This window comes from Corynebacterium flavescens, from assembly GCF_008693105.1.
GTDB lineage: Bacteria > Actinomycetota > Actinomycetes > Mycobacteriales > Mycobacteriaceae > Corynebacterium > Corynebacterium flavescens.
On record NZ_VXKK01000032.1, the window covers coordinates 68194 to 92246 of the forward strand.

The window sequence follows — 24053 nt, forward strand, 5'->3', positions numbered from 1 at the left end:
CTATGGCTGCTTACCATCCGCTGGCTAGATCCAAGGCGCCAACCTGTGGATAACTTGTTGCCCGCGTCACCAAACAGAAACCAAACTAGGCAATCAGTAGCGCGCGCCGCGACCTTCTCCGACCTTCTCGTAGAGCCACTTGGCAACCGGATAGACCACGATAACCCCCACTGAGCCCCAGGCAATGCCCTCCAAAGATACGGAACCAATGGATAGCGTGAGGTTTCCAATACCCGCGATAAGAGCCACTGCTGCGCAGGTCAGGTTCACCGGATTGTTGAAATTGACCTTGTTATCCATCCAGATGCGGATACCTAGCATCCCGATGAGGCCGTAGAGCACCAGTGTCGCCCCTCCCAAGACTCCGGTGGGAATAGTAAAAATTAAGGCCCCGAACTTGGGGATGAAGGCTAAACAGATGGCGAATACCGCAGCTACCCAGTAGGCCGCGGTGGAGTAAACCCGAGTAGCCGCCATCACGCCAATGTTTTCGGCGTAGGTGGTCGTGCCCGAGCCGCCGAAACCACCGGCGATGGAGGTGGCGAGGCCGTCGGCGATGAGAGCATCGCCGGCGAGATCATCGAGGTCACGCTTGGTCATCTCGGACACAGCCTTGACATGGCCGATGTTCTCGGCAATAAGGACGGCGAGGACCGGTAGCGCGACGATGATCGCAGAAAAATGGAACTCCGGGGAATGGAACTGCGGCAGCCCCACCCAGGCGGCCTCGCGGATGGTTTCCGCTGTGCCTTCGGCAAGATTGCCCGTCAGCGCTGCAAACAGCCAGCCGATAACCACTCCAATGAGGATTCCCAGGCGCGCAACCATTCCGCGCCCGCCCACGGTTGCCGCGACGATGGCCACGAGCGTAACGAGAGCCACCAGCGGCTGCGTCTGGAAGTTGGAGGTGGCAGCCGGGGCAAGATTCAGCCCGATAAGCGCCACGATTGCACCTGTGACAGCCGGCGGCATGACCGCATCAAGCACCTTGCGCCCGGCGGCCTTAACTGCGAAGCCGATGAGCACCAAGACCACACCGGTGACAAGTATCGATCCTGCCTGAGCACTTATTCCATACTGTTGGGATGCAGTCAAAGGCGCAATAAAGGCAAAGGAGGAACCAAGGTAGGATGGCAGGCGGTTGCGGGTGATGAGCAGGAAGAGGATCGTGCCCACGCCCGAAAAGAGCAGAGTGGTATTGACGGGGAAACCCGTCAGTGTCGGCACCAACAACGTGGCGCCGAACATTGCCACCACGTGCTGCATGCCGATGCCGATGGTGCGGCCCCAACTCAGTCTTTCTTCGGGGGCGACGACCGCGCCTGGTTCAATCTTGCGGCCGTCACCGTGGACGCGCCATCCAAAAAATGTACTCACGAACCCCAATTATGGCCTATCCGGCCCCAAATCAGGAAACCTTTTTCTCCACCACGAACTCGGCGAGCTCGAGCGCGAGTGGTGCGGGAAGACGTACGTCGACAAGCGTGCCTTGGGGGGTGTACTCCTCCTCGCGCACGGTTCCATGGGCGTGGACGCGCGAAACGACGTCCCCGCGGGTAAAAGGCACCAACAACCGGACGTGTTCGTCGCGAGCGTTGAGGAAGAGCTCCACCCGCGAGGTGAGCTCGTCGACGCCTTGTCCCGTGCGGGCCGAAACATAGACCACGTTATCCCGGTCGAGGACGTGGCGCAGCTCGGCGAGGACGAGTGGAGCCGCCTCATCAATCTTGTTGATGACAATAATCTCGGGCGGGGCCTTCTCGCCGGTGTCCTTGACGATGTCATAAATGACCTTGTTGACCGCCTCGATCTGCTTGAGGGGGAAGGGATCCGAGCCGTCGACGACGTGCAGCATGAGATCGGCGCCGAGGACCTCCTCCAGCGTGGACTTGAAGGCCTCGACGAGCTGCGTGGGCAGGTGGCGCACGAAGCCGACCGTATCGGTGAATACGACCTGGCGCCCGTCCCCCAGCTCTGCGCGGCGCGTGGTCGGGTCCAAGGTGGCAAAGAGCGCATCTTCCACCAAAACGCCCGCTCCGGTCATGGCGTTGATGAGACTGGATTTGCCCGCGTTGGTATAGCCGGCGATGGCAATCTGGGGCACCGAGGAAGCGCGGCGTTGCGAGCGTTTGACCTCGCGCGCGGTCTTCATCGACTTAAGTTCCTTGCGCAGCAGCGCCATCTGCGTGCGGATGCGGCGCCTGTCGGTCTCGATCTTGGTCTCACCGGGGCCGCGCAATCCGACGCCGCCATTCGAGCCAGCGCGTCCGCCTGCCTGGCGCGAGAGGTTCCCGCCCCAGCCACGCGTATGGGTATACAGGTACTCCAGCTGCGCCAGAGAGACCTGGGCCTTGCCTTCCTTAGATTTGGCATGCTGGGCAAAGATATCGAGGATGAGCATCGTGCGGTCAATGACCTTGGTGTTGAGAGCACGCTCGAGCGCTGAGAGCTGGCCTGGGGTCAACTCTCCATCACAGACTACGGTGTCGGCGCCTGTGGACTCGACTATCTCCTTGAGCTCCTTAACCTTGCCGGAGCCGACAAAGGTACCAGGATCGGGCTTGTCACGCTTTTGATAGAGCATCTCGACGACGATGGCACCGGCGGTTTCCGTCAGCGCCGACAACTCAGCCATGGTGGCCTCGACCTCGGCGACGGTGCCTTCAGTCCACACGCCGACGAGAATAACCTGCTCGAGGCGGAGCTTTCGGTACTCGACTTCGTAGCCGTCCGTGGTGTCCTCAGCGTGGATGGTGGTATCCCGCGTAACGCGCTGGAAAGACCTGCGCTCGGCCAGATCGAGCTCGCCTGTTGTGGGATCTTCTAGGGAGGAGACTAGGCATGTCTCCTGCGGAGCGTTGTCCCGAAAAGCGCGTTTGAGCAGCTCTTCGTGGGATGGCGCGGCATGCTGCCGCGATGGTTTTTGATTCTGTTCATGGGAATTGCTCATACTCGTCCTATTATCTCACGTCAGACGGGCAATTAGTCAATCGCATTTTGGGTTTGTGCACCTTATTCCCATGCTTTGCGCAGGTTCGGGAAGGCAGCGGCTTTTCACCGTTTGGCTTTGCGGGATACACTAGTCGACATGACCGCGAATGTTTCCGCCTCCGGCGCAGCCGTGAAAGACAACCTCGAAATGCAGGCCATTGGGCTGAACTTCGAGCGCTGGCAAGACGCCGTGGAGGCCGCAATCTCCACCAACCTTTTGACCGTGACCGGTGAGGTCCGGGGCGGTCAGCTCATCCAGTTCACTGACCCTTCCGGGGCAGAGATCAATATCCTCGCTGTCGAGCCCTTCGCTACTTACATTGGCTTCGAGGCTGTCACCCAGGCCTTCGCCCACGTAGACATGGTCAACGATGTCCTGGCTTACCTCGAGATTGTTGATCCTTTTGGCACTACCCTGGCAACTGCCACCGCTAACCTAGCGCAAGGCCCGCTGTTGGCTGATGTAGAGCAGCAGCAATGGCAGCAGGTCGGGATCACCGCGATGGGCCTTGATGTACGCCGCTATGCAGACGCCGATTCTTACGAGGCTTCCGAAGGGGCATACCCGGCTACTTTTAACTCCGAGGGTGCCGAAATCGTTGCCAAGGGCTCCGGTTCTCATGCCCCAACCCCAGCCTGTGAGTTCTCCGCCCGCGTCATGGAATCAGAATGGCGCCACAACCAGCTCACCGGAGAGAAGTTCATGCATCTCATCATGGACGGCGCGTTCCCCTTCGACCTTTGCCTGCCCGAGTCTTTCGGCGAACTACCCGAGAAAGGCTCCGTACTTGCAGGAACGGCGCTATTAACGGCCTCGATTGCACTTCCCACCGGCGGCGGATGCGGCGGCGGGAGCTGTGGCTGCGGCTCCGGAGGCTGCGGCGGACACTAGTTCGGCCGAGTCTCGATTAGGCAACAACTTGGCATCAACCGTCACAGTTCCCTCGGCTTGTTCGCGACAGCCTAGTAGAATCCCAAGTGTCTTTGTGCCTATGAGAGTTTGTCCAACAAGGCTTTTGTCCAACAAGGCTTTTGTTCAACAGGGCTCCAGCAAGATTCAACACAGTAAGGAGAAGGCGACGTTGATGCAGCTTCCGCTCCCCGGTAACGCCGCACACCGCTACCCGCTAAAGTTTGCGCTGGCGGTCATGCTTGCAGTATCGGCAACCGTCTTCCTCATCGCCACGTTGAAGCTTCCCGGCCTTGTCATTGCGCTCGCACTGACTGCGGCAGCTTGGCTGATGTTTAATTCGCGCCCGGCTTCCTCTGAGCAAATTGCGCTACGCAACTCCATCCGCCTGTCCGCAGAGGACCTACAGGACGTCATCATAGAGTTTCAAGACTTTGAGCTGAGTGAGGACACCGAGGCCATCGCGGATCGCACCCTGCACCGCCCTGCACTGCTCGACCTCGACTGCGCTTCCCCGGAAATTGAGGCTTTTCACTTCGACCTCGCCGGTGCACGGCGCTTCCTACGCCGGCTCAACACGCGGCTACAGTTCTCTAGCGTCACCAATGATGAGCTAGAAACCCTGCTTAAAGTCACTGACAAGCGCGCCGCAGAGCTCAAGGACAGCTGGCTTTTGGCCCGCAAGGCGGCGCTTGCCTTAGGCACAGACTACAACCGCCGCAAGAACCAAGACTAAAGGCTCGTTTGGCCCTCGGCCACTATTTTCGAAGGCCCGGTCAGCCTAGATCCGCCATCGAAAATATCGACCTGCACTTGGCCGCCTGGGACGTTGACGGTGACGCTTCCGGTTCCAAAGCCGCCGTCGGCAAGCGCGGCGCGAGCTGCAGCAACGGTGCCTGTCCCGCACGAGCGAGTCTCCCCGACCCCGCGCTCGAAGACGCGCATGTGCACCTGCCCCTCCTCCAAGGGGGTAAGAACCTCCACGTTGACGCCCGCAGGGAAGAAGTCTGCATCATAGTCGGGTTGGACAAAGCTCAGTTCTCCCAGACGGCGGGGCGTCAGGCCGGGCACGACGGCAGCCAAGTGCGGGTTGCCCATATCGACGCCCAAGCCGGCGAAGCGCTCGCCCGCCATCGACGCCGTAGAGACACCCGTGACCTTGGCTTCTCCCATTTCCACGCTGACGACGGCGTCATTAGCATCCCACGATTCCACCACGACTGGCTTGGCACCCGCGCGCGTGCCCACGGTAAACGCATCTGAGGACACCAGCCCGTGCGAGCGCAACCAATGAGCGAAGACGCGCGTGCCATTGCCACACATTTCGGCAACGGAGCCATCGGCGTTGCGATAGTCCATGAACCAGTCATCCTCAGCGATTCCGGGAGCCAGGGCGGAAACCTCGCCCGCCTGCAGGAGCGCGCCCGCGCGCACGACGCGCAAAAGCCCATCTGCACCTATGCCTGCTCGGCGGTCACACAGCAGGGCGACGCGCTCCGGCGCGAGCGGGCGCTCCGCTGCATAATCCTCAACGATAATGAAGTCATTTTCGGTTCCGTGGCCTTTTGCAAATTTCATGCGCGCAATCCTACCCCACGATTTTTAGGGCCTGCGCCGCAGTATCTCCTTGCGCGTCGAGCCAATGAACTCTTCGATCGCGGTTGAACCATGAACGCTGACGCCGCACGTAGCGCCGGGTGCCGTAGATGGTCTGTTCCAGGGCTTCTTCCCAGGTCAGCTCACCGGTGAGGAAGGAAAGAACCTGCGCGTAGCCGATGGCACGCCCGGCGGTGGACTGGGCCACCAGGCCGCGCTCTTGCAGCAAACGCGCCTCATCTTCCAGACCGCGCTCGAACATCTGCCGCGTACGCAGCTCGATACGCGGGTTGAGCCACTCCCCCGTAGTTTTTAGCCCCAGTATGCGCGTACCCCACCGCGGTTCGGCGTCCTTGGGAGGCTGGCTGGCTTGGAAAGGCCTCCCAGTAAGCTCGATGACCTCCAGAGCCCGCACAGTGCGGCGCGGATCATTGTCCTCGATGATCAGCGCGGCGGCAGGGTCTACCGCGGCTAGCTCTGCGTGTAGTTCTGCAGTACCAATCTCACGCCGCCTCTGCTCATACTTCGCCCTGACCTGTGGATCAGTCGGCGGGAACTGCCAGTCATCGATGAGGGATTGGACGTAGAGCATGGACCCGCCAACGAGCAGCGGTACCTTGCCGCGGGCCATGATGTCCTCGACGTCGCGGATGGCGGCTTCTTGGTAGCGCGCCACCGACGCCGGTTCGGTGACATCCCACACGTCGAGCTGATGGTGTGGTATCCCCTCGCGCTCGTCCGGCATCAACTTCGCGGTACCAATGTCCATCCCCCGGTAGAGCTGCATGGAATCGACGTTTACTACCTCGCCGTCGAGCGCGTGCGCCAGGGCCAATCCCAGCGCGGACTTTCCCGAGGCCGTGGGCCCGACCACGGCAATAGGTTTTATCATCTCAAAGCTCCCATCCGGCTACGTAGCGACCCACGCCGAGGGTGGCATCTGCGGCTACAAGCTCCGCACTACGCGGACCCAGCCGCGCAAGCTCCTCCCACAGTTGGGGCTCTTGCACACCCGCGGCCGCAAGCGCATCCTTGTCACAGGGCTCGACATCTCGCCCGGCGCATACCTTTTGGCACCAGTGGTGGGTGTGTACTGCGCCTTCGACAAGCGCAAGCGGCGCCCGCTGTGTCAACCCGGCACTACCGTCAACGACGACGACGGTGAGCGTATCCTCGCGCGGCACACCCAGGTTCGCGCGCGATTCCTCGACGCCCAGTCCTGGCACGAAGCTTAAAACGTAGCGCGCCAAAAGCTCCGGCAGGAAGATCCCCGCGCCCACGCTAAGCGACGCCGCCCCCCACGCCCGGAAACTCCCCTCAAGGCCCGTGCGCCAACGCTTATCCCTCGAGCCCACAATATCCACTTTCTCGATACCCGCCTTCATGGCCGAACGCGCGCACTGTACGGCAGCTTCGAGCAGGATGCGGCTGGGGGCGTCCGCAGGGGAAAGCTCGCGGACGAGGGCGGGGCTGGAGGGCATCACCATTATTCTTCTCATTGATTGACCATCTTAGCCGCGGGGAAGGAACATAATTAAAAGTTCCTCCTCCGCGAGCAAGTGGTTCGCGGTAGGGTAAAGAGTCGAATGTGACGTAATCATTGGCAGCCGTGTCGCGCGGCGTATGTGTATTTTATAAGGACGGTTCAAGATGACCCCCATCCCCAGCCCAGGTGCAATGCCCAAGAAGGGTCCGCGCCCGAGCGGCCAGTCTGCGATAGTCTCCACTCCTGCTCGCAGCAATCCAGCTGATTGGGGCCGCGTGGCCGAAGACGGAACCGTGTACGTCACGGGCCCCGAGGGAGAGCGCAAGATCGGACAGTGGCAGGCTGGCACGCCGGCCGAGGGTTTGGCGCACTATGGATCCCGCTATGACGATCTCGCCACGGAAGTCGAGCTTTTGGAGGCTCGCCTCAAAGCGCACCCTGCGGAGGCGGAATCGATCAAGGCCAGCGCCAAGGAGCTGCAACTAGGCCTCCCTGAGGCGGCAGTCATCGGTGACATTGCGGCTTTGGATACTCGCCTTTTAGACATCATCGAGCACTCCGTTAAGGCCGGAGAAGCCGCGGCACAGCAGCGCCAAGAGCGGCGCGCCGAGGCAATCGCGGCCAAGGAGAAGCTCGCCAACGAGGCGGAGGCCATTGCGGCAGAATCCACTGAATGGCGCGCGGCCGGCGATCGCATCCGCGAGATTCTTGAGGAATGGAAGCAGATCAAGGGCATCGATCGCAAGAGCGATGACGCGCTGTGGAAGCGCTACTCGCGTGCCCGTGATTCCTTCAATCGTCGGCGCGGCGCACACTTTGCCGAGCTTGATCGCAACCGGGCCACGGCGCGGAAGAAGAAGGAAGACCTCGTCGAGCGAGCACGCGCGCTCCAGGAATCCACGGATTGGGCCGAGACCGCCCGTGCATACCGCGATCTTATGACCGAATGGAAGGCAGCCGGGCGCGCCCCCCGCGAGGTCGATGACAAGCTGTGGGCCGCATTCCGGGCCGCCCAAGATCACTTCTTCGATGCCCGCAACGCCGTCAACGATGAGCGCGACAAGGAATTTGCCTCCAACGCGGCAGCCAAGGACGCGCTTATCGCTGAATATGATGCGCAAATTGATCCTGCGCATTCGATCGATGCAGCAAAAGCCAAGCTACGTGAGTTGCAGGAAAAGTGGGAAGAGATTGGTTTCGTCCCGCGCGCCCAGGTTCGCGAGTACGAGGCTAAGATCGAGGCCCTAGAAAAGCGCGTCTCCGCGGCAGAAGAGCAGCAGTGGCGCCGCACGGATCCTGAGGCGCAGGCTCGTGCCGCCCAGTTCCAGGCCAAGGTCGATGACTTCGAGGCCCAAGCGCAAGCCGCTGAGGCGAAGGGAGACTCTTCACGGGCCGCCTCCCTGCGTGCGCAGGCTGAGCAATGGCAAGAATTCGCTGACGTGGCTGCACGCGCAATTAACGACAACTAAGTGCAACTGGTGCAAATAGCGCCGCCCCCTCTAGGGGCGGCGGAGCCGGGCGATTGCATCCGCACTTTCGTATTTTGCGCGAACTTGGCAGCCCAAGAAGCATGTGGCGACGCGGCGGCATCAACCACCACCCACCGCGTGCTTCAGGGTCTGCGCGGATCGAGCGAGTATCGCGGATACTTATTCGGGGTCGTTGCCCACCCTCCCACCCTCGGGGAAGTGTCTTCTCTGGGATTCGTTTCCGTTCCCGCAGCCGCTCCTTCGCCGGAGTTGGACTGCGAAGGATTCATCAATATCTCCTTGCCGCTCAAGGAAGACACTTCCACCGCAGAGATCGAGCTTGTCTTTGCTCCTGAATATTTGCCCTTGCCCGGTGAAGAATTCGACCCAGATGCGCGCGAGCTTGCGCTGTGGATGGCGCGCACAGCCCTAGATCTCGTGCGCCGTCTTGGACGCGACATAGCCCAGGTGGGTCTTCTGCACCCGCCAGGCCTCTCATCCCAGAAGGACGCGCTAGCGGGCGTATACGCGGAGCTGGGCTTCGAACTGCGACATAGCGAGCAGCAGCTGGTCAGTGAGATTGCCTCGAACCCAGTCACCCCACTCATCACACCGGGGCTGAGCGCGCAGGTATGGCCGGACTATGATATTCCCGAGCGCTACCTCGACGATGTCACGCGCCTCCTTACCCTCGCCACCGCAGACTCTCATCACGGAAAACTGACGGTCGCGCCCCAGCCCTGGGACCGCGAACGCTTGGCTCAGGCACGCTCTCGCATCCGCGTCCGCCGCGCGCACACTCTCTTGGCCGCTGTGCTCGACTCCGATGGGCAAGTCCTAGCTTTGACCGAGCTGGCGCGCCAAGAAGATGCCGATCCCCAAGTATGCGAGTGGACGCTGACCGTGAGCGACCGCTCTTATCGCGGCCGTGGGCTGGCCATGTTGGCCAAGCTAGTCGCACTCCACAAAGTAAACGCCTATTGGCCACACGTGCGCCGCGCCTACTTCTCCCTAGCGGCCGAGGATAAGGCCATGGCAGCCATCTACGCTCACCTTGGGGCAAAAGTCATCTCCCAGGCCTCGGCGTGGGAGAAGAAGTTGCGCTAGCTAGTCTTGGTGTCGGTGGCGGGCTGCGGCTTGGCGGCGCCTATCGTCGACAAGCAGGGGATTCTCCTCGGCGGGGGCGTTAAATGCCACCTCGGACTGCAGGCGCGCTACGGAATCGAGTTCCCCAGCCGCCGCGCGAGCTCGCGCTTCCGCCTCCTGCTGAGCTGGGCTGCGACGCAGCGCGACCAGGCTATAGGCCAAGAAAGCAGCGCCGCTTGCCACCACCGCCAGCCACATGCCGATACCAGGGCCGTCACCAGTGGATCCGCGGAACCAGAAACCCCACAGCGAGATGAAGAAGGCTACCGTCACCATCATCCACGCCACTAGACCAAGGTTGGTGCGGTGAGTAAGAAGGGTGAGGGGGGTGAGGATACCCAGGCCAAGAAGCCGCAACCACGCCGCAACAACTTCCATCAGCGAGATCTTGACCCCTTCGCTGCCTACCCCAAGGAGCAATGCCTCCCAACCGTGGGCTGAGCCCGCGTAGGGAAGAACCAGCGAGAGGTAGAAGGCCACCGCCGCAACCGCCAAGGTGATCGATTGATTGCGCAAATCCATCTTCTTGGCGGCCTGACGCTCGGCCTCGTGGGCACTCTTTTCACTCATAAAGCACTACCCTACTCCGTGCAGCAACCCGCGCCGGTGGCAGCGGAATCCCGTATCGTGGGCAGGCCAAGCCCCACGCCGACGGGCGCGGTCGTGGGTGTCTTCCCCGCGGCCGACATATCTCCGGCCTTGGTGCGCCTATGCCCGGTTATTCCCGAGTCGGCGACGAGGAAGAAGGAACCCGCGTCGGTGACGCGCGTGTGCACTACGTCTCCCGGGCGAATCTCCCCCGCCATCTCCTTCCCCTCCACGGTCGCGGGTGCGAAGTGGACCAGCCTGCCATCGCGAGCGCGACCACTGAGGCGATGGGTCTCATCGTTCTTGCGGCCGCCCTCGGACTGCACAAGCAGCTCTACGTCGGTGCCGATGAGGCGGGAGTTCTCCTCCGCCTGAATACGATCCTGCAGGGCCACTAGGCGCTCGAAACGCTCTTGAACCACCGCTTTGGGTACCTGCTCTGCCATATCTGCGGCAGGCGTGCCCGGACGCAGCGAATACTGGAAAGTATAGGCGGAGGCGAAACGAGCGCGCTCAACTACATCGAGCGTAGCCTGGAAGTCTTCCTCCGTCTCGCCCGGGAATCCGACGATGATGTCCGTGGTAATGGCGGCGTGCGGCATCTTCTCCCGAACTTCCTCGAGGATCCCTAGGAACTTGCGCGAACGATAGGAACGGCGCATTTCCTTAAGAACCCTGTCGGATCCGGATTGCAGGGGCATATGCAGCTGGGGACATACCGCGGGAGTCTCGGCCATTGCCTCGATGACATCCGAGCTAAACTCTGCCGGGTGCGGGGAGGTAAAACGCAGCCGCTCCAGGCCTTCAATCTGGCCAACTGCACGCAAGAGCTTGGAGAAGGCAAACTTGTCTCGTGGCAGATCCGGATCGGCAAAGTTCACGCCATAGGCATTGACGTTTTGACCCAGCAGCGTGATTTCGGAAACCCCCTGCTCCACGAGAGCTTGCACCTCAGCCAAGATGTCGCCGGGGCGGCGGTCCTCTTCCTTGCCGCGCAGGGAAGGAACGATGCAGAAGGTGCACGTATTATTGCAGCCTACCGACACAGAGACCCATCCTGCGTAGGCCGATTCACGCTTGGCGGGCAACACCGAGGGGAAGGCTTCGAGGGAATCGACGATCTCGACTTGGGCCTCATTGTTGTGGCGGGCTCGCTCGAGAAGCGCCGGCAGCGCCCCCATGTTGTGGGTGCCGAATACGGCGTCGACCCACGGGGCGTTATCTAGAACAGTGTCCTTGTCCTTTTGCGCCAAGCAGCCGCCGACGGCGATCTGCATGCCGGGGTGATTGTCCTTGACCTTCTTTAAGGCGCCCAGGGTGCCGTAGAGCCTTTTGTCAGCATTGTCGCGGACGGCGCAGGTATTAAAGACCACGAGGTCTGGGTCCGAGTCCTTGGCCGCGCTGTAGCCGGCCTGCTCTAAGAGGCCGGAGATTCGCTCGGAGTCGTGGACATTCATCTGACAGCCAAAGGTTCGCACCTCATAGGTGCGAGGTGCTGATGGGGTATTTGACGCGCTCACGCTTGGCCATTCTAACGGCCAGATCTTTCAACTCATAACACCCTTCCTTCCGCCTCAATGCGCGTATGGTTTTGCACCAGCAAGCGTTTTATCTATAGGGTAATAGAAAGGTGCTTTGCCTCCCCGCGGCTCAATCATCGACACTTAAGGACCTTGGAGATAAATCACTGGTCAACGACCACTTTATTTATAAGGTTCGGATTGTTATTCATCCGTTACCGGAACTAGCGCCGTAGCAGCTCGAAAGTCACCTACTATCCCAATATGTTTCAGTTCACAATAGACAAGGACATGTGAAATGAATGATTCTGTGCTCAACCCCGCTGGTGACGCAGCGGTCGGCACTCCGATGATAAAGATTGAGGGCGTCAATAAGTACTTTGATGACTTCCATGCTCTCACCGACATCAACTTGGAGATCGGACACGGGGAAGTCGTCGTCGTTCTTGGTCCTTCGGGCTCCGGCAAGTCAACACTCTGCCGAACCATCAACCGCCTCGAGACCATCGAGGAAGGCACCATTTCGATCGACAGCAAGATTCTGCCCGAGGAGGGAAACCAGCTGGCGAAGCTCCGGGCGGATGTCGGAATGGTTTTCCAGCAATTCAATCTCTTTCCTCACCTGAGCATCAAAGAGAATGTCACTCTCGGCCCCATCAAGGTACGCAAGATGAAGAAGGCCGAGGCAGACAAGCTGGCTATGCAATTGCTTGATCGCGTCGGCATCGCCACCCAGGCGGAGAAGTACCCGGCGCAGCTTTCGGGCGGCCAGCAGCAGCGTGTGGCCATCGCCCGCGCGCTGGCCATGAGGCCCAAGGTCATGCTTTTCGACGAACCCACTTCGGCCCTCGACCCTGAAATGGTCAACGAGGTCCTCGACGTCATGACTGACCTGGCAAAGGAAGGCATGACGATGGTCGTGGTCACCCACGAGATGGGCTTCGCCCGCAAGGCCGCGGACCGAATCCTGTTCATGGCTGATGGCGAGATCGTCGAGGATACCGACCCCGAGTCCTTCTTCAACAATCCTCAGTCCAGCCGTGCCAAGGATTTCTTGGGCAAGATCTTGCATCACTAAGACCTCCAGTCGAATTTCCTCCCTCCAGCTCATCCAACCCACTCATCAAGGAGAAAATCTCATGTCTCGTTCTTTCACTCGCATCGCCGCCACCGTCGCCGCCCTTGCTGCTACCGGCTCAGTCCTCGTAGCCTGCGGTTCTTCCGACGACGGAGAGGGCCTGCTCTCCAAAATCGAATCCGGCTCCGTGACCATCGGTACGAAGTTTGACCAGCCCGGCCTCGGCCTGCGCGAGGGTGACGGCAAAATGACCGGCCTCGACATCGACGTCGCCACCTACGTGGTCAATCAGATCGCCAAGGACAAGGGCTGGGCAGAGCCCACCATCGAGTGGCGTGAGTCGCCCTCGGCTCAGCGCGAGACCCTCATCCAAAACGGTGAGGTCGATATCATCGCGGCTACCTATTCCATCAACGCCTCGCGTGCGGAGAAGGTCAACTTCGGTGGCCCTTACCTGCTCACCCACCAAGCGCTGCTGGTCTCCAAGGACAACACTGACATCACCGGCCTAGATGGACTCGACGGCAAGATCCTCTGTTCGGTCACCGGTTCCACCCCGGCTCAGAAGGTCAAGGAAGCACTCCCCACCGTGCAGCTGCAGGAGTATGACACCTATTCTTCCTGTGTCGAGGCACTCGGCCAGGGCAATGTCGATGCTCTGACCACAGACGCCACCATCCTCAACGGCTACTCGGCTCAGAACGAGGGCAAGTTCAAGCTCATCGAGCTGGAAAAGGACGGCGCTCCCTTCACAGATGAGTACTACGGCATTGGCCTGAAGAAGGACGATACCGAGGCCACCGACGCCATCAACAAGGCCCTCGAGGAAATGCAGACCTCGGGCGAGTTCGACGAAATCGTCTCCGCCAACCTTGGCGATGGCGGCGGAGTTGAGCCAGGCAAGGTCGGCGACCTCTCCTTCATCAAGTCCTAAAAGCGCCGGCAGGGAGAAATCCGCTGAATGCGGCTCCCTGCCTTAACCGTTTTCTACACCTCACCCGCAAAGGAAAATCATGAGTTCAATGTGGACTCAGCTGGGCCCGGCCCTCTGGCCGGCTTTCTGGCTGACTATTCAGCTCACCCTTTGGTCCGCCCTCGGCTCCATGGTGTTGGGCACCATTCTCGCGGCGATGCGTGTTTCCCCCGTCTCGGTTCTGCGCTGGTTCGCCACCACCTACATCACGATCCTGCGCAACACTCCGTTGACGCTGGTCATCCTCTTCTGCTCTTTCGGCCTCTATCAGAATCTAGGTTTGGCTCTGGCCAGCCGCGATTCAGCCACCTTCCTGGTTGATAACAACTTCCGCCTCGCTATCTTGGGCTTCATCGCCTATACCTCGGCCTTCGTGGCGGAGTCGCTACGCTCTGGTATCAACACGGTCGATTTTGGCCAGGCCGAGGCTGCGCGTTCGTTGGGGCTGACGTTTAATCAAACTTTCGGCAAAATCGTCTTCCCTCAAGCCCTTCGCGCGGCAATCGTGCCGCTGGGCAATACCCTTATTGCTTTGACCAAGAACACCACCATCGCTTCTGTCATCGGCGTCGCGGAAGCCTCGCTGCTGATGAAGTCCACCATCGAGATGCATGCCAGCCAGCTGTTTATCATCTTCTTCATCTTCGCGCTCGGCTTCATCATCTTGACCCTGCCGATGGGACTTGGCCTAGGCAAGCTATCTGAGAAACTGGCGGTGCAGAAATAATGTCTGTACGCGCAACAGTGCTCTATGACGCGCCCGGCCCCAAGGGACGGCGCAACAACCGGATCTATACCGCGATAGTTTCCCTCATTCTCTTAGCTATCTTCGGGTGGATAATAGCCACTCTTAACAGCCGCGGCCAGTTTGCTAGCGACCTGTGGACTCCCTTCCTCAAGGCTCAGACATGGACGACCTACCTGCTGCCTGGCCTGAAGGGAACGCTGTTTTCGGCCATCGCTTCAATCTTCTTGGCCATCGTCTTCGGTGTCCTCTTCGGATTGGGACGCCTGAGCGAGAACATTTTCGTTCGCAAGTTCTGTGGGGTAATAGTGGAGTTCTTCCGCGCCATCCCCGTGCTGCTTCTGATGATCTTTGCCTATCAGCTCTTCGCCATCTACAACATGGTGCCCTCTCGGCACCTGGCGTTTAGTGCGGTAGTCTTGGCCCTGACCCTCTACAACGGCTCAGTTATCGCAGAAATCCTGCGCTCGGGAATTCGTTCTCTGCCCAAGGGGCAGACCGAAGCTGCTCGGGCGCTGGGACTTACCCACCGCCAGACCATGGTTAAGATTCTCCTGCCGCAGGCCGTTGCCGCCATGTTGCCCGCTCTGATTTCACAGATGGTCATCGCGCTGAAGGATTCGGCCCTGGGCTATCAGATTGGCTACGTCGAGGTTGTTCGCTCCGGCATCCAATCTGCTTCCTTCAACCAGAACTACCTCGCCTCTTTGACCGTGGTGGCAATCATCATGATCGTCATCAACTGGGGTCTTACCGTCCTCGCAGAACGCATCGAACGCCAGCTACGAGCCGGGCGAGCGCGTAAGAACATCGTGGCCAAGGTTCCGCAGCATCCTTCCCAGGGACTCGAAACCAAGGACCAGGTCAACGCTGACTGGCACGCCCCTGGTTACAAAGAAATCCGCAACCCTAACGAGTAATCACCCTCGCCAACAACGGCCTGCGCCTCCATTCACGTGGCGCGGGCCGTTTAGTCGTCCTCGAGCTGCGATATCCGTTCCTCGAGAGCTTCCCTTGCAATACGCAGAGAGGCCACCTGTGAGTAGCCGCGCCGAGCAAGAACCCCCACCACGCGGCGCAGCTGCTTGTCGAAGTCGCCCCGATCCGCCGGCACCGCCTTAATACTGCGGGCTTTCTTGAACGCGAGAACGCGGGCCTGCTCCTCCTCGGATTCCTCAGAGACCTGGGAAAGAGCCGTGCTGCGTTCCTCAGCGCCTATCCCCTTCTGCTGTAGCTCGCGGTCGAGGACCCACCTTGACTTCCCGCGGGCTGCATGGCGTTGGCGGACCCATTCTTTGGCAAAACTCTCATCATCGACCAAACCGAGGCGAACTAGGTCCGCGGTGACCTCCGCGACTATCTCTGGGTCGAAGTCGAGAGCAAGGAGACGGGTCTTAAGCTCGTGGCGTGAACGCGCTCGGTGGTCGAGCAAAAGCAGCGCACGGTTGCGCACCTTAGCCATTGCGGCGTCTTTTTCATGATCAAAAAGCTCGCCGCCGCCCGCACCAGATTCATATTCTTCCAGGGCATGGCGCAAAGCGGCGAGCTTATCGCGTGGAGCAGTGCTCATTTAATCATCATCGAAGTCAACGTTGGGAACCAGATCCACCGCGTCATCCGTGAGCGGATCATCCGCGCCCGGGACATCCATGGCAACGGAATCATCGGCCGGAACGGCACCACCAACGCCCAGCTTCTCGAAGATCTTGCGCTCGATCTCATCCGCCAAGGCCTTGTTGTCCTTCAGGAAGTTGCGCGCCTTTTCCTTGCCTTGCCCCAACTGGTCACCCTCGTAGGTAAACCAAGAGCCGGATTTCTTAATGAAGCCGTTTTCCACACCGAGGTCGATGATGGAGGACTCACGCGAAATGCCCTCGCCATACATGATGTCGAACTCGGCGATCTTGAAAGGCGGCGATACCTTGTTCTTAACAACCTTGAGCTTGGTCCGGTTGCCTATGGCGTCTTGGCCGTCCTTGAGTGTTTGAATGCGGCGAATATCGCAGCGCACCGACGCGTAGAACTTCAGCGCCTTGCCGCCTGTGGTGGTCTCGGGAGAACCGAACATGACGCCGATCTTCTCACGCAGCTGGTTGATGAAAATCGCGGTAGTGCCAGAGTTATAGAGCGCGCCCGTCATCTTGCGCAGGGCCTGAGACATCAAACGGGCCTGCAAACCGACGTGGCTATCTCCCATCTCGCCCTCAATTTCCGCCTTTGGAGTTAGAGCAGCAACCGAGTCAATGACGATAATATCGATGGCGCCGGAACGCACCAGCATATCGGCGATCTCCAAAGCCTGCTCACCCGTGTCCGGCTGAGAGACGAGCAAGTTGTCGGTGTCTACGCCCAGCAACCGGGCGTACTCCGGATCGAGTGCGTGCTCGGCATCGATAAAAGCGGCAATGCCCCCTGCCTTCTGAGCCGAAGCAATGGCATGCAAGGCAACGGTGGTCTTACCCGAAGACTCTGGACCATAGATCTCCACGATGCGACCGCGGGGGAAGCCTCCGATGCCGAGAGCGATGTCGATAGCGGTATTTCCAGAGGAAATGACCTGGATGGGAGGGCGGTTGTCATCCCCCAAACGCATGACCGCACCCTTGCCAAAGTCCTTTTCAATCATAGACATGGCGGCATCCAAGGCCTTCTTGCGATCATCGCCCTTGGTTGCGGCCGAAACGGACTTCTTCTTTGTAGCCATGCTGTATACCTATCTTGTCTCTACCGGTACTTCTTAATTATTAACGTGAACTTTTAGACTGCGAGAGCAACCTCACGGTTCCCCCGCTCCCACCGCCAGCGCCGGGGAGCGGAAAGCCCGCCGGCCACCCGCGGTGAGGAACAATGATCATCCTAAAGTCCACCGTGACACCACCGCCCATATTACACACACCTGTTCGAATCGCGACACCCTAGCTATCCGGCCTGTCGAGCCCAAGGCGCCTCTCGGGAGGAATCTGAAAGTCCTCACACAGCCCGTCCCACACTCGACCCGGATCGATCCCACGTTCGATGAGCGCATCTGGGGTATCTCCCAGCTTGGCCAGAACGTGCGAGTGGCTAATCCACTTTCCTTTCGCGTCACCGAACTCATCAACGACGAGCTGGTGGTATTCCGTCAAACGCATGACCGTCATTCTACCTTTCCACCTCCCCACCCCCGTTCGACCTTGTTGAACACGGTTCAACACCCCTCTTTTGCAGTACTTATCACCTCCTCTGCTACTCTATGGCACATGAAAAAGAACTCGACTGCTTCCACCATCGCCTATGTCGCGGTGTTTACAGCACTCATCATTGTCTTCGCCTTTGTCTCTATCCCTAGCCCCACTGCGGGCGTCCCCATCGTCATGCAGAATGCCGTCATCGTCCTCGCCGGCCTAGTGCTTGGCGGCCGCCGAGGTCTATATGTCGGCCTGCTCTTCCTGTTGCTCGGTCTTGTCGGCCTGCCGGTTCTAGCTGGCGGCCGCAGCGCGCTTTCTGCTCTGGCTGGCCCAACCGTCGGATACATCGTCGGCTATGCCATCGCGCCCTTCGTCGCCGGTATCATCGCCTACCGCGCGCCGCGCCGCAACAAGGGCGCGCTCATCGGATTCCTTATTCTTGCCGCCCTCGCAGGACTCGCCACCCAGTACCTCTGCGGCTCTATCGGACTGGTATTCCGCAACGGAATCGATTTCGGCGCTGCACTTATGGCGCAGATTCCCTTCCTCGTCCCTGATTTCATCAAGATCGCGGTTATGGTCGCCATCGCTGCAGCCGTGCACGCTGCCTTCCCCGATCTCATGGGACGCACCAGCAAGCAACAACCCCTGCCTGCTCAGAGCGTCTAAACCGCCATGCCTAGCATAGAGTTTCGGGACCTCAGTGTCAGCTTCTATGACACTCCCGTCCTCACTGACATCAATCTTGTCCTGAGCGAACAGCGCATCGGGATCATCGGCGCCAACGGCGGCGGCAAGTCCACGCTCACAAGGCTCATTAACGGGCTGGGTGAACCTACCAAGGGCCAAGTCCTCGTGGATGGGGTCGACGTCGCCAAGCATGGCAAGGATATCCGCAAGAAGGTCGGCTTCGTCTTCTCAGACGCCGAAAATCAGATTGTCATGCCTAATGTGAAGGATGACGTGGCTTTTTCGCTGCGGCGCCTCAAATTGCCAAAGGAAGAGGTATCCACGCGCGTGGATGCAGCTCTGCAGCGTTTCGGCCTCAGCGCGCTCGCCGAGCAGTCCCCTCACACTCTCTCCGGCGGACAGAAACAGCTCCTGGCGCTCGCCGCAGTGCTCGTCATTGACCCTGTCCTCATCATCGCTGATGAGCCCACCACTCTTCTCGATCTTCGCAACCGCGATAGGATTCGGCGAGAGTTCGCGGACTTAAATCAGCAACTCATCGTGGTGACGCACGATCTCGAGTTTCTCTCCGACTTCGATCGCGTTGTGTGCATAGACCAGCATCGCATCGCTGCCGATGGTGCGCCTGACGAGGTCACTTCCTTCTACCGCGATCTCATGGCGAGTCGCCCTCTGCAAGGAAACTAATATGCCGCACTCCATCCCCTTAGGCTTTTATGTAGACGCCGATACCTTCATCCACCGCGTGCCCGCCGGTCTGAAGTTCGTGGTACTCGTAGTCTTCATCGTCTCCACCACGGCCTTCGCATCCACCATTGCCTCCGCCGCCGCCTGTGCCGCCGTAGTACTCCTTTTCTACCCCCTAGCTAAGATTCCCCCGCCCATCGCTTTGGCCCAGTTGGCGCCCCCGCTGGCTATTCTTGTCCCCCTCGCCGCATTCCAGTGGTGGCAAAGTGATGCCACTACCGCCGCGGTCATGTTCTTTAGGGTCTATGCAGCGATCATTGCCGCCGTATTGCTCACCTTGACCACGACGGTTGCCGCGATGATGGACGCATTCGAGAGGTTCTTCGCACCCCTAGGCCGCTTGGGGTTGCCCGTGGAAAACATCAGCTTGGCGATGTCCCTTACGATCCGGCTCCTGCCGCTCATGCTCGGCACTGTCACGGAAGTCCTAGAAGCTCGCAAGGCACGGGGAGCCGGCGCCTCTCTGCTGGCTTTCGGAACCCCGGTCATCATTCGCTCCATCCGCAGGGCCCGCGCCATGGGCGAGGCCCTCCAAGCCCGCGGTGTGGGCGACTAAAGCAAGCACTCTCCTAGCTCCTCGTTCTCGAGGCAGGAGAAAACCCTGGCGCTTAGCTCCTCGACTTCCCTTAATACTTTCGGGAGGTAGTGGAAGCTAAGCGCCAGGGTTTTGGGTTATGAAACGAGGCCTTAGGCCTTATTCACCACGCAGCTCGCGCAGGCGGGCCTGCACTGCGTCATCGTTGACGGCGCTAGGCTGTGCCGCCGCATCCGCTGCGGAGTCAGCAGCCTTCGCGCCTTCGATGGCTTCCTTCGCACCGGACTGGACTTCCTTCGTGCCGGAGTTCATCTCCGCACGAATCTGCTCGAGGCGAGAGTGCCCAGCCATCTGGACGCCGGCCTGCTGGATCTCGTGCATGCGGTTGGAAACGGAGTTTTCAGCCAGTTCGGCTTGGCCGAGAGCCTTGGTGTAGCGGCGCTCAATCTTGTCCCGCACCGCATCAAGCGACGGGGAGTTGCCGTTAGCCGTGAGCTCATTCATGGAGCTGAGGGACTCAGAGACCTTCTCCTGCATCTTGGCCTGCTCAAGCTGCGAAAGGAGCTTCGAGCGCTCGTTGACCTTCTCACGCAGGGCCATGCCGTTGCGCTCAACAGCCTTCTTGGCCTGTTCAGCCTGCTGCAGGGACTGATCGTGGAGCTTCTTGGTGTCTTCCACGGACTGCTCTGCGGTGACCAGCTGCGCAGCGAAGGCCTCAGCCGCGTTCTCGTACTCCACGGCCTTGTTCTCATCGCCGCCGGCGCGAGCCTTATCTGCCAACTCGAGTGCCTGGCGGGTATTGCCCTGCAGCTTCTCGATCTCGCTGAGACGACGGTTGAGCTGCATCTCTAGCTGGCGCTGATTACCGATGACGGCAGCCGCTTGCTGGGAGAGCTCCTGGTGCTGACGCTGCGCTTCCTCGATGGCTTGCTCGATTTGGATCTTGGGATCCGCGTTCTCTTCGATCTTGGAATCGAAGAGGGCCATCAAGTACTTCCACGCCTTTACAAATGGATTCGCCATGGTGGTTTAGGCCTTCCTAAGGTTGTTCTCTAAATTCTTGTTTCTACTTCTTGTTTCTACGGTGTACATACTAGCCGAGCATAGGCACTAACGCCGCACTTCCTCGGCACAAAGGCGACCAAAGCACGCCACGGCACAGGAATTAAACCCCACCGCGTTCATTGGCGTCCTTAGAACCCTTTTAAGCCTCGGAGGCGGCGGGAGCAGTCGAAGCCAGCTCCTCATCCATGGAGGGCAGAGCCATAAAACCCGCAGCCTCAATCAGGACGTCTGCGACGCTGACCTCGAGTGCGTGGCACACGGCGGCAAGGAGCTCGGAAGAGACTTCCTTGCGTCCACGTTCTAGCTCCGAGAGGTACCCCGGCGACACGCGCGCAACGGCGGCGAGCTCCCTAAGGGTGACGCCCTTGTCAGCGCGGAAAGCGCGCAAGGTAAGTCCCAAGGCCTGGCGGAGCAGGGGCTCAGGAGTACGACGGGTGGTGACGGCACCAGGCACTTGCGCCTGGCCGGCGTTTGAAGGCTTCTCAAGAAGTGCTGTTGTAGTGTTCATCGTTAGTTTAAACGCCCCGGGCTCGCTGATTGTTCCCCGCGGCCGGAACTATTTTGGGAAGACTACTTCGCTAATGCTTCAAGCAGCAGGCGCAGGCACTCTTCCACAGCCCCTTGGCGAACCTGCGCGCGGTCGCCGCTGAAGTGCTTTTCGAAGGCGTGTGCGTCGACCCGCCCAGTCCCGCGATCATAGTGAGCAAGGCCGATGAAAACAGTGCCCGCCGGCTTGCCCTCTTGCAGACCGGGGCCTGCCACTCCCGTCAAGGAGAGCGCCCAATCAGAGGAAATCTCCGTGAGTGCGGCCTGAGACATGGCCAAGGCGGTGGCCGCAGAGACAACCCCCTGCTTGTTCAATTGAGCGACAGGGACACGGAGAAAGTGCGCTTTAACCTCAGTGGCGTAGGTGACAAGGCCACCTCTCAACACGGCTGAAGCCCCAGGCACACAAGCCACCGTAGCGGCGGCAAGCCCGGCGGTCAGCGATTCACAAAAGCCGAGCGTCTCCCCTCTCGCAGACAGGGACGCAATTACCCGCTCGCTGAGCGCAACGCCCTCCTCGGCGTGCGGAGTCATCGGTTCTCTTTCCTGCCTGCGATGAGATACTGCACGCCGGTCACCACCGTGACGGCAACGGCGAGGAGCATGACAATGAGTGTGGGGATACCCATCCAGCCGGGCAGCGGGCACAGGTAGAGAGCTACGGCCAGAGCCTGCAGAACGGTCTTGAGCTTTCCGCCCTGGGAGGCTGGAACAACCTTGCCCTGACGCAGCAGCGCCATCCTCCATACGGTGATTCCAAACTCGCGGATTAAGATGACCACAGTTATCCACACCGGCAATACGTCAGTGATGTTCAGGCACACCAAGGCTGTGGTCATGAGCGCCTTATCGGCGATGGGGTCAGCGATCTTTCCAAAGTTGGTCACGAGACCGCGCGCGCGGGCAATGTCGCCGTCGAGCTTGTCTGTCACCATCAACGCTGCGAATACCCCGAAAGCCCACCAGTCATAACCGGCAAGCACCATCCACGCAAAAACGGGGATGAAAAGAATGCGCAAGCTAGTCAGGAAGTTAGGCAAGTTCCAATTGGAGACTTCCGGGTTTAGGTCCGAAGTCTGACTGCGCTTACGTTCAGATCGATTCACGCCCCATATCCTACCCTCAACCCTTGCGGGCACTGCGCGAAGCTCCAGCTGATCCTAAAATGACGAAATGAGCATCTTCGCCGTCACCTACGACTATCGGCCCAATAACCCCCTCATCGCCGAAAATGGTGCAGCCCACTTGGAGTTTCTGCGAGGACTAAGCCACGCCGGCCAGCTCATCTCGGCCGGACCTTTCAGTGATTCGCAGGGCGGGGAACTTCTGCTGCTGCGGCTGTCTAGCACGAACACTGGCGTGAGTTCCGCCATTGCGTTGCTCGATGTGGACCCCTACTTTCGGGCTGGTTGCCTAAGAGCGCGCACTTTCCGCCAGTGGGATCCTTCACCGAGCCTGTAGAAAGATCGCGCCCCTGCACCGCAGCTACACGCGACTGCCAGGGCGCGCCACGAGTGGCTTTAAGGCAGCTCGCTCTTGGGAACCTCGGTGGCAAGACCAACCAAGTCACCGTGGCGGTCACGCACGATCTTGTGACCCTCCTCGTCCCAGTCATAGTGATTGTGGTGGACGCGAATGCCGCCCTGAACCTCATCACGTTTGTTCTTGACAATGGAGGCGAGCACGGTGACCACGAGGACTCCCACGATGATAAGTAGCGAGAGCATGGTGGGAATCTCCGGGATGCCGGGAACGTTGTCGCCGCCGTTGATAAAGGGAAGGTTGTTCTCGTGCAGAGCGTGGAAGAGCAGCTTCACGCCGATGAAGCCTAGGATGATTCCCAGACCATAGGGCAGGTAGACAAGACGATCGAGCAGGCCGTCGAGCAGGAAGTACATCTGGCGCAGACCCATCAAGGAGAAGGCATTCGTGGTGAATACGAGGAATGCTTCCGAGGTGATGCCGTAGATGGCGGGGATGGAGTCGAATGCAAACATGACGTCGACAAGCCCGATGGAAACGAGCGCGATAAACAGCGGCGTGAAGCCCAGCTTGCCCTTCTTCTTGCCGGACTCCTCGCGGTGCATGAGCCTATCGCCGTGGTAGCGCGGGGTAACGTGAACCACCTTGCGAAGCCACTTGATGATCAGCATGTCGTTGGGGTCGGTCTCTGGGGCATCCCGAACCTCATCGATGATGAGCTTGATGGCGGTATAGAGAAGGAATACCGCGAAGATGTAGAAGACATCGGACCAGGCGGCGATGATCGCGGCGCCCATCAAGATGAACACGAGGCGGCAAACTAGCGCGAGGACGATGCCTATAAGCAAGACCTTTTGCTGGAACTTGCGGGGAATCTTGAACGCTCCCATGATGAGGGCGAAGACGAAGAGGTTGTCAACGGAAAGAGCCTTTTCCGTAACATAACCGGTGTAGTACTGCATGGCGTGCTCGTGGTCCCAGATGATCCAGACCCCGAGGCCGAATAGCAATGCCAAGCCCACGTAGAAGGCAGTCCAGAACCCCGATTCCTTCAGCGAAGGCTCGTGCGGCGTACGGACGTGAGAATAAAAATCAAATATGAAGAATCCGAGGATTACCACCAAGGTGACAATCCAGATCCATAAAGGCACACCCATGTTAGAGTCCCTCCGGTCGTAGTAATAACGGTGTGACCGGAGGTCTCTCCCACCCAGTAGAACTGGGCCGGCGCGACCGGGAACCTCTAAGGATTGCCGTGTTGACGATCAGCGCCGTAGAACGGGGTACTCCCCTCCAAGACTTTCCCCACTCTACACTAA

General features: G+C 59.7%; 27 protein-coding genes. 12 read left to right on the forward strand and 15 right to left on the reverse strand.

The genetic code is table 11. The features are described 5' to 3' along the window. Positions 1 to 93 precede the first annotated feature (93 nt). Together F4V60_RS07175 and hflX are read right to left on the reverse strand one after the other, a co-directional pair. Positions 94 to 1377, reverse strand: coding sequence for a uracil-xanthine permease family protein (locus F4V60_RS07175; RefSeq protein ID WP_075729962.1), 1284 nt, complete (start codon positions 1375 to 1377; stop codon positions 94 to 96). Positions 1378 to 1408: 31 nt separating this feature from the next. After that, positions 1409 to 2950: a GTPase HflX gene (hflX, locus tag F4V60_RS07180; RefSeq protein WP_075729963.1), complete on the reverse strand. Its 1542-nt coding sequence runs from the start codon at positions 2948 to 2950 to the stop codon at positions 1409 to 1411. 138 nt (positions 2951 to 3088) lie between these two features. Here hflX and F4V60_RS07185 point away from each other — a divergent pair, with 138 nt between their 5' ends. Together F4V60_RS07185 and F4V60_RS07190 are read left to right on the forward strand one after the other, a co-directional pair. Further along, positions 3089 to 3883, forward strand: a complete 795-nt coding sequence (locus F4V60_RS07185) for a hypothetical protein (protein WP_075729964.1) — start codon at positions 3089 to 3091, stop codon at positions 3881 to 3883. Positions 3884 to 4076: 193 nt separating this feature from the next. Further along, entirely contained in the window at positions 4077 to 4637 is a 561-nt protein-coding gene (locus F4V60_RS07190; RefSeq protein WP_075729965.1) for a hypothetical protein, read from the forward strand. Here F4V60_RS07190 and dapF read toward each other — a convergent pair. Genes dapF through F4V60_RS07205 form a run of 3 tightly spaced genes read right to left on the reverse strand, consistent with a single transcriptional unit; the run spans position 4634 to position 6978 of the window. Further along, the gene (gene dapF, locus F4V60_RS07195; RefSeq protein WP_075729966.1) at positions 4634 to 5479 is read right to left on the reverse strand and encodes a diaminopimelate epimerase; all 846 of its coding nucleotides are present in this window, start codon (positions 5477 to 5479) and stop codon (positions 4634 to 4636) included. The two genes, F4V60_RS07190 and dapF, sit on opposite strands and share 4 nt — an antisense overlap. 10 nt (positions 5480 to 5489) lie before the next feature. Then, on the reverse strand, positions 5490 to 6389 hold the full coding sequence (miaA, locus tag F4V60_RS07200; protein WP_075729967.1) for a tRNA (adenosine(37)-N6)-dimethylallyltransferase MiaA: 900 nt from the start codon (positions 6387 to 6389) through the stop codon (positions 5490 to 5492). Position 6390: 1 nt separating this feature from the next. Beyond that, on the reverse strand, positions 6391 to 6978 hold the full coding sequence (locus F4V60_RS07205) for a hypothetical protein (RefSeq protein WP_307722791.1): 588 nt from the start codon (positions 6976 to 6978) through the stop codon (positions 6391 to 6393). Between the two features lie 169 nt (positions 6979 to 7147). On the opposite strand from F4V60_RS07205, the gene F4V60_RS07210 reads away from it, so the two are divergent. Together F4V60_RS07210 and F4V60_RS07215 are read left to right on the forward strand one after the other, a co-directional pair. Further along, positions 7148 to 8452: a DUF349 domain-containing protein gene (locus F4V60_RS07210; protein WP_075729969.1), complete on the forward strand. Its 1305-nt coding sequence runs from the start codon at positions 7148 to 7150 to the stop codon at positions 8450 to 8452. Between the two features lie 84 nt (positions 8453 to 8536). Beyond that, a complete protein-coding gene (locus tag F4V60_RS07215; protein ID WP_232315903.1) occupies positions 8537 to 9559 on the forward strand; it encodes a GNAT family N-acetyltransferase in 1023 nt (340 codons plus the stop codon). Here F4V60_RS07215 and F4V60_RS07220 read toward each other — a convergent pair whose 3' ends face one another. Together F4V60_RS07220 and miaB are read right to left on the reverse strand one after the other, a co-directional pair. Further along, positions 9560 to 10168, reverse strand: coding sequence for an Rv2732c family membrane protein (locus F4V60_RS07220; RefSeq protein WP_075729971.1), 609 nt, complete (start codon positions 10166 to 10168; stop codon positions 9560 to 9562). An 11-nt stretch (positions 10169 to 10179) separates the two neighbouring features. Further along, positions 10180 to 11664, reverse strand: a complete 1485-nt coding sequence (gene miaB / locus F4V60_RS07225; RefSeq protein ID WP_307722793.1) for a tRNA (N6-isopentenyl adenosine(37)-C2)-methylthiotransferase MiaB — start codon at positions 11662 to 11664, stop codon at positions 10180 to 10182. 391 nt (positions 11665 to 12055) lie between these two features. On the opposite strand from miaB, the gene gluA reads away from it, so the two are divergent. From gluA to F4V60_RS07245, 4 genes are all read left to right on the forward strand, one after another. Further along, positions 12056 to 12784, forward strand: coding sequence for a glutamate ABC transporter ATP-binding protein GluA (gene gluA, locus F4V60_RS07230; protein ID WP_075731171.1), 729 nt, complete (start codon positions 12056 to 12058; stop codon positions 12782 to 12784). A 61-nt stretch (positions 12785 to 12845) separates the two neighbouring features. Continuing rightward, on the forward strand, positions 12846 to 13718 hold the full coding sequence (locus tag F4V60_RS07235; RefSeq protein WP_075729973.1) for a glutamate ABC transporter substrate-binding protein: 873 nt from the start codon (positions 12846 to 12848) through the stop codon (positions 13716 to 13718). A 79-nt stretch (positions 13719 to 13797) separates the two neighbouring features. Then, a complete protein-coding gene (locus F4V60_RS07240) occupies positions 13798 to 14484 on the forward strand; it encodes an amino acid ABC transporter permease (RefSeq protein ID WP_075729974.1) in 687 nt (228 codons plus the stop codon). Beyond that, positions 14484 to 15422 (forward strand): amino acid ABC transporter permease, encoded by a 939-nt coding sequence (locus tag F4V60_RS07245; RefSeq protein ID WP_075729975.1) that lies wholly within the window; start codon positions 14484 to 14486, stop codon positions 15420 to 15422. The genes F4V60_RS07240 and F4V60_RS07245 overlap by 1 nt, the downstream gene beginning before the upstream one ends. 50 nt (positions 15423 to 15472) lie before the next feature. On the opposite strand, the gene recX is transcribed toward F4V60_RS07245, so the two are convergent. From recX to F4V60_RS07260, 3 genes are all read right to left on the reverse strand, one after another. Then, positions 15473 to 16072, reverse strand: a complete 600-nt coding sequence (gene recX, locus F4V60_RS07250) for a recombination regulator RecX (RefSeq protein ID WP_075729976.1) — start codon at positions 16070 to 16072, stop codon at positions 15473 to 15475. Continuing rightward, complete coding sequence (recA, locus tag F4V60_RS07255) at positions 16073 to 17206, reverse strand: recombinase RecA (protein WP_075729977.1); 1134 nt, start codon at positions 17204 to 17206, stop codon at positions 16073 to 16075. A gap of 211 nt (positions 17207 to 17417) precedes the next feature. Then, positions 17418 to 17633: a DUF3046 domain-containing protein gene (locus F4V60_RS07260; protein WP_075731173.1), complete on the reverse strand. Its 216-nt coding sequence runs from the start codon at positions 17631 to 17633 to the stop codon at positions 17418 to 17420. Positions 17634 to 17741: 108 nt separating this feature from the next. Here F4V60_RS07260 and F4V60_RS07265 point away from each other — a divergent pair, with 108 nt between their 5' ends. Genes F4V60_RS07265 through F4V60_RS07275 form a run of 3 tightly spaced genes read left to right on the forward strand, consistent with a single transcriptional unit; the run spans position 17742 to position 19662 of the window. Beyond that, positions 17742 to 18338 carry a biotin transporter BioY gene (locus tag F4V60_RS07265; RefSeq protein WP_075729978.1) on the forward strand — a complete coding sequence of 199 codons (597 nt, stop codon included), beginning with the start codon at positions 17742 to 17744 and terminating at the stop codon, positions 18336 to 18338. A 6-nt stretch (positions 18339 to 18344) separates the two neighbouring features. Then, positions 18345 to 19046 (forward strand): energy-coupling factor ABC transporter ATP-binding protein, encoded by a 702-nt coding sequence (locus F4V60_RS07270; protein WP_075729979.1) that lies wholly within the window; start codon positions 18345 to 18347, stop codon positions 19044 to 19046. Between the two features lies 1 nt (position 19047). Next, positions 19048 to 19662, forward strand: coding sequence for an energy-coupling factor transporter transmembrane component T family protein (locus F4V60_RS07275; RefSeq protein ID WP_075729980.1), 615 nt, complete (start codon positions 19048 to 19050; stop codon positions 19660 to 19662). A 138-nt stretch (positions 19663 to 19800) separates the two neighbouring features. Here F4V60_RS07275 and F4V60_RS07280 read toward each other — a convergent pair whose 3' ends face one another. From F4V60_RS07280 to pgsA, 4 genes are all read right to left on the reverse strand, one after another. Beyond that, the gene (locus F4V60_RS07280) at positions 19801 to 20664 is read right to left on the reverse strand and encodes a PspA/IM30 family protein (protein WP_075729981.1); all 864 of its coding nucleotides are present in this window, start codon (positions 20662 to 20664) and stop codon (positions 19801 to 19803) included. Between the two features lie 181 nt (positions 20665 to 20845). Continuing rightward, entirely contained in the window at positions 20846 to 21214 is a 369-nt protein-coding gene (locus F4V60_RS07285) for a helix-turn-helix domain-containing protein (protein ID WP_075729982.1), read from the reverse strand. 62 nt (positions 21215 to 21276) lie between these two features. Next, entirely contained in the window at positions 21277 to 21786 is a 510-nt protein-coding gene (locus F4V60_RS07290) for a CinA family protein (RefSeq protein ID WP_075729983.1), read from the reverse strand. Further along, a complete protein-coding gene (pgsA, locus tag F4V60_RS07295; RefSeq protein WP_075729984.1) occupies positions 21783 to 22358 on the reverse strand; it encodes a CDP-diacylglycerol--glycerol-3-phosphate 3-phosphatidyltransferase in 576 nt (191 codons plus the stop codon). Before pgsA ends, F4V60_RS07290 begins: the two co-directional genes overlap by 4 nt. A gap of 67 nt (positions 22359 to 22425) precedes the next feature. Between pgsA and F4V60_RS07300 the strand changes: the two genes are divergently transcribed. Beyond that, positions 22426 to 22713 (forward strand): YciI family protein, encoded by a 288-nt coding sequence (locus F4V60_RS07300; RefSeq protein WP_075729985.1) that lies wholly within the window; start codon positions 22426 to 22428, stop codon positions 22711 to 22713. Positions 22714 to 22772: 59 nt separating this feature from the next. On the opposite strand, the gene F4V60_RS07305 is transcribed toward F4V60_RS07300, so the two are convergent. Beyond that, entirely contained in the window at positions 22773 to 23891 is a 1119-nt protein-coding gene (locus F4V60_RS07305) for a TerC family protein (protein WP_075729986.1), read from the reverse strand. Positions 23892 to 24053: the final 162 nt, after the last annotated feature.

Excerpts from the sequence above, each read along its gene's own strand:
- hflX (WP_075729963.1), bottom strand. The coding sequence starts at position 2,950 with ATGAGCAATTCCCATGAACAGAATCAAAAACCATCGCGGCAGCATGCC.
- F4V60_RS07185 (WP_075729964.1), top strand. The coding sequence starts at position 3,089 with ATGACCGCGAATGTTTCCGCCTCCGGCGCAGCCGTGAAAGACAACCTC.
- F4V60_RS07190 (WP_075729965.1), top strand. The coding sequence starts at position 4,077 with ATGCAGCTTCCGCTCCCCGGTAACGCCGCACACCGCTACCCGCTAAAG.
- dapF (WP_075729966.1), bottom strand. The coding sequence starts at position 5,479 with ATGAAATTTGCAAAAGGCCACGGAACCGAAAATGACTTCATTATCGTT.
- miaA (WP_075729967.1), bottom strand. The coding sequence starts at position 6,389 with ATGATAAAACCTATTGCCGTGGTCGGGCCCACGGCCTCGGGAAAGTCC.
- F4V60_RS07205 (WP_307722791.1), bottom strand. The coding sequence starts at position 6,978 with ATGCCCTCCAGCCCCGCCCTCGTCCGCGAGCTTTCCCCTGCGGACGCC.
- F4V60_RS07210 (WP_075729969.1), top strand. The coding sequence starts at position 7,148 with ATGACCCCCATCCCCAGCCCAGGTGCAATGCCCAAGAAGGGTCCGCGC.
- F4V60_RS07220 (WP_075729971.1), bottom strand. The coding sequence starts at position 10,168 with ATGAGTGAAAAGAGTGCCCACGAGGCCGAGCGTCAGGCCGCCAAGAAG.
- gluA (WP_075731171.1), top strand. The coding sequence starts at position 12,056 with ATGATAAAGATTGAGGGCGTCAATAAGTACTTTGATGACTTCCATGCT.
- F4V60_RS07235 (WP_075729973.1), top strand. The coding sequence starts at position 12,846 with ATGTCTCGTTCTTTCACTCGCATCGCCGCCACCGTCGCCGCCCTTGCT.
- F4V60_RS07240 (WP_075729974.1), top strand. The coding sequence starts at position 13,798 with ATGAGTTCAATGTGGACTCAGCTGGGCCCGGCCCTCTGGCCGGCTTTC.
- F4V60_RS07245 (WP_075729975.1), top strand. The coding sequence starts at position 14,484 with ATGTCTGTACGCGCAACAGTGCTCTATGACGCGCCCGGCCCCAAGGGA.
- recX (WP_075729976.1), bottom strand. The coding sequence starts at position 16,072 with ATGAGCACTGCTCCACGCGATAAGCTCGCCGCTTTGCGCCATGCCCTG.
- recA (WP_075729977.1), bottom strand. The coding sequence starts at position 17,206 with ATGGCTACAAAGAAGAAGTCCGTTTCGGCCGCAACCAAGGGCGATGAT.
- F4V60_RS07260 (WP_075731173.1), bottom strand. The coding sequence starts at position 17,633 with ATGCGTTTGACGGAATACCACCAGCTCGTCGTTGATGAGTTCGGTGAC.
- F4V60_RS07265 (WP_075729978.1), top strand. The coding sequence starts at position 17,742 with ATGAAAAAGAACTCGACTGCTTCCACCATCGCCTATGTCGCGGTGTTT.
- F4V60_RS07270 (WP_075729979.1), top strand. The coding sequence starts at position 18,345 with ATGCCTAGCATAGAGTTTCGGGACCTCAGTGTCAGCTTCTATGACACT.
- F4V60_RS07275 (WP_075729980.1), top strand. The coding sequence starts at position 19,048 with ATGCCGCACTCCATCCCCTTAGGCTTTTATGTAGACGCCGATACCTTC.
- F4V60_RS07280 (WP_075729981.1), bottom strand. The coding sequence starts at position 20,664 with ATGGCGAATCCATTTGTAAAGGCGTGGAAGTACTTGATGGCCCTCTTC.
- F4V60_RS07285 (WP_075729982.1), bottom strand. The coding sequence starts at position 21,214 with ATGAACACTACAACAGCACTTCTTGAGAAGCCTTCAAACGCCGGCCAG.
- F4V60_RS07290 (WP_075729983.1), bottom strand. The coding sequence starts at position 21,786 with ATGACTCCGCACGCCGAGGAGGGCGTTGCGCTCAGCGAGCGGGTAATT.
- F4V60_RS07300 (WP_075729985.1), top strand. The coding sequence starts at position 22,426 with ATGAGCATCTTCGCCGTCACCTACGACTATCGGCCCAATAACCCCCTC.
- F4V60_RS07305 (WP_075729986.1), bottom strand. The coding sequence starts at position 23,891 with ATGGGTGTGCCTTTATGGATCTGGATTGTCACCTTGGTGGTAATCCTC.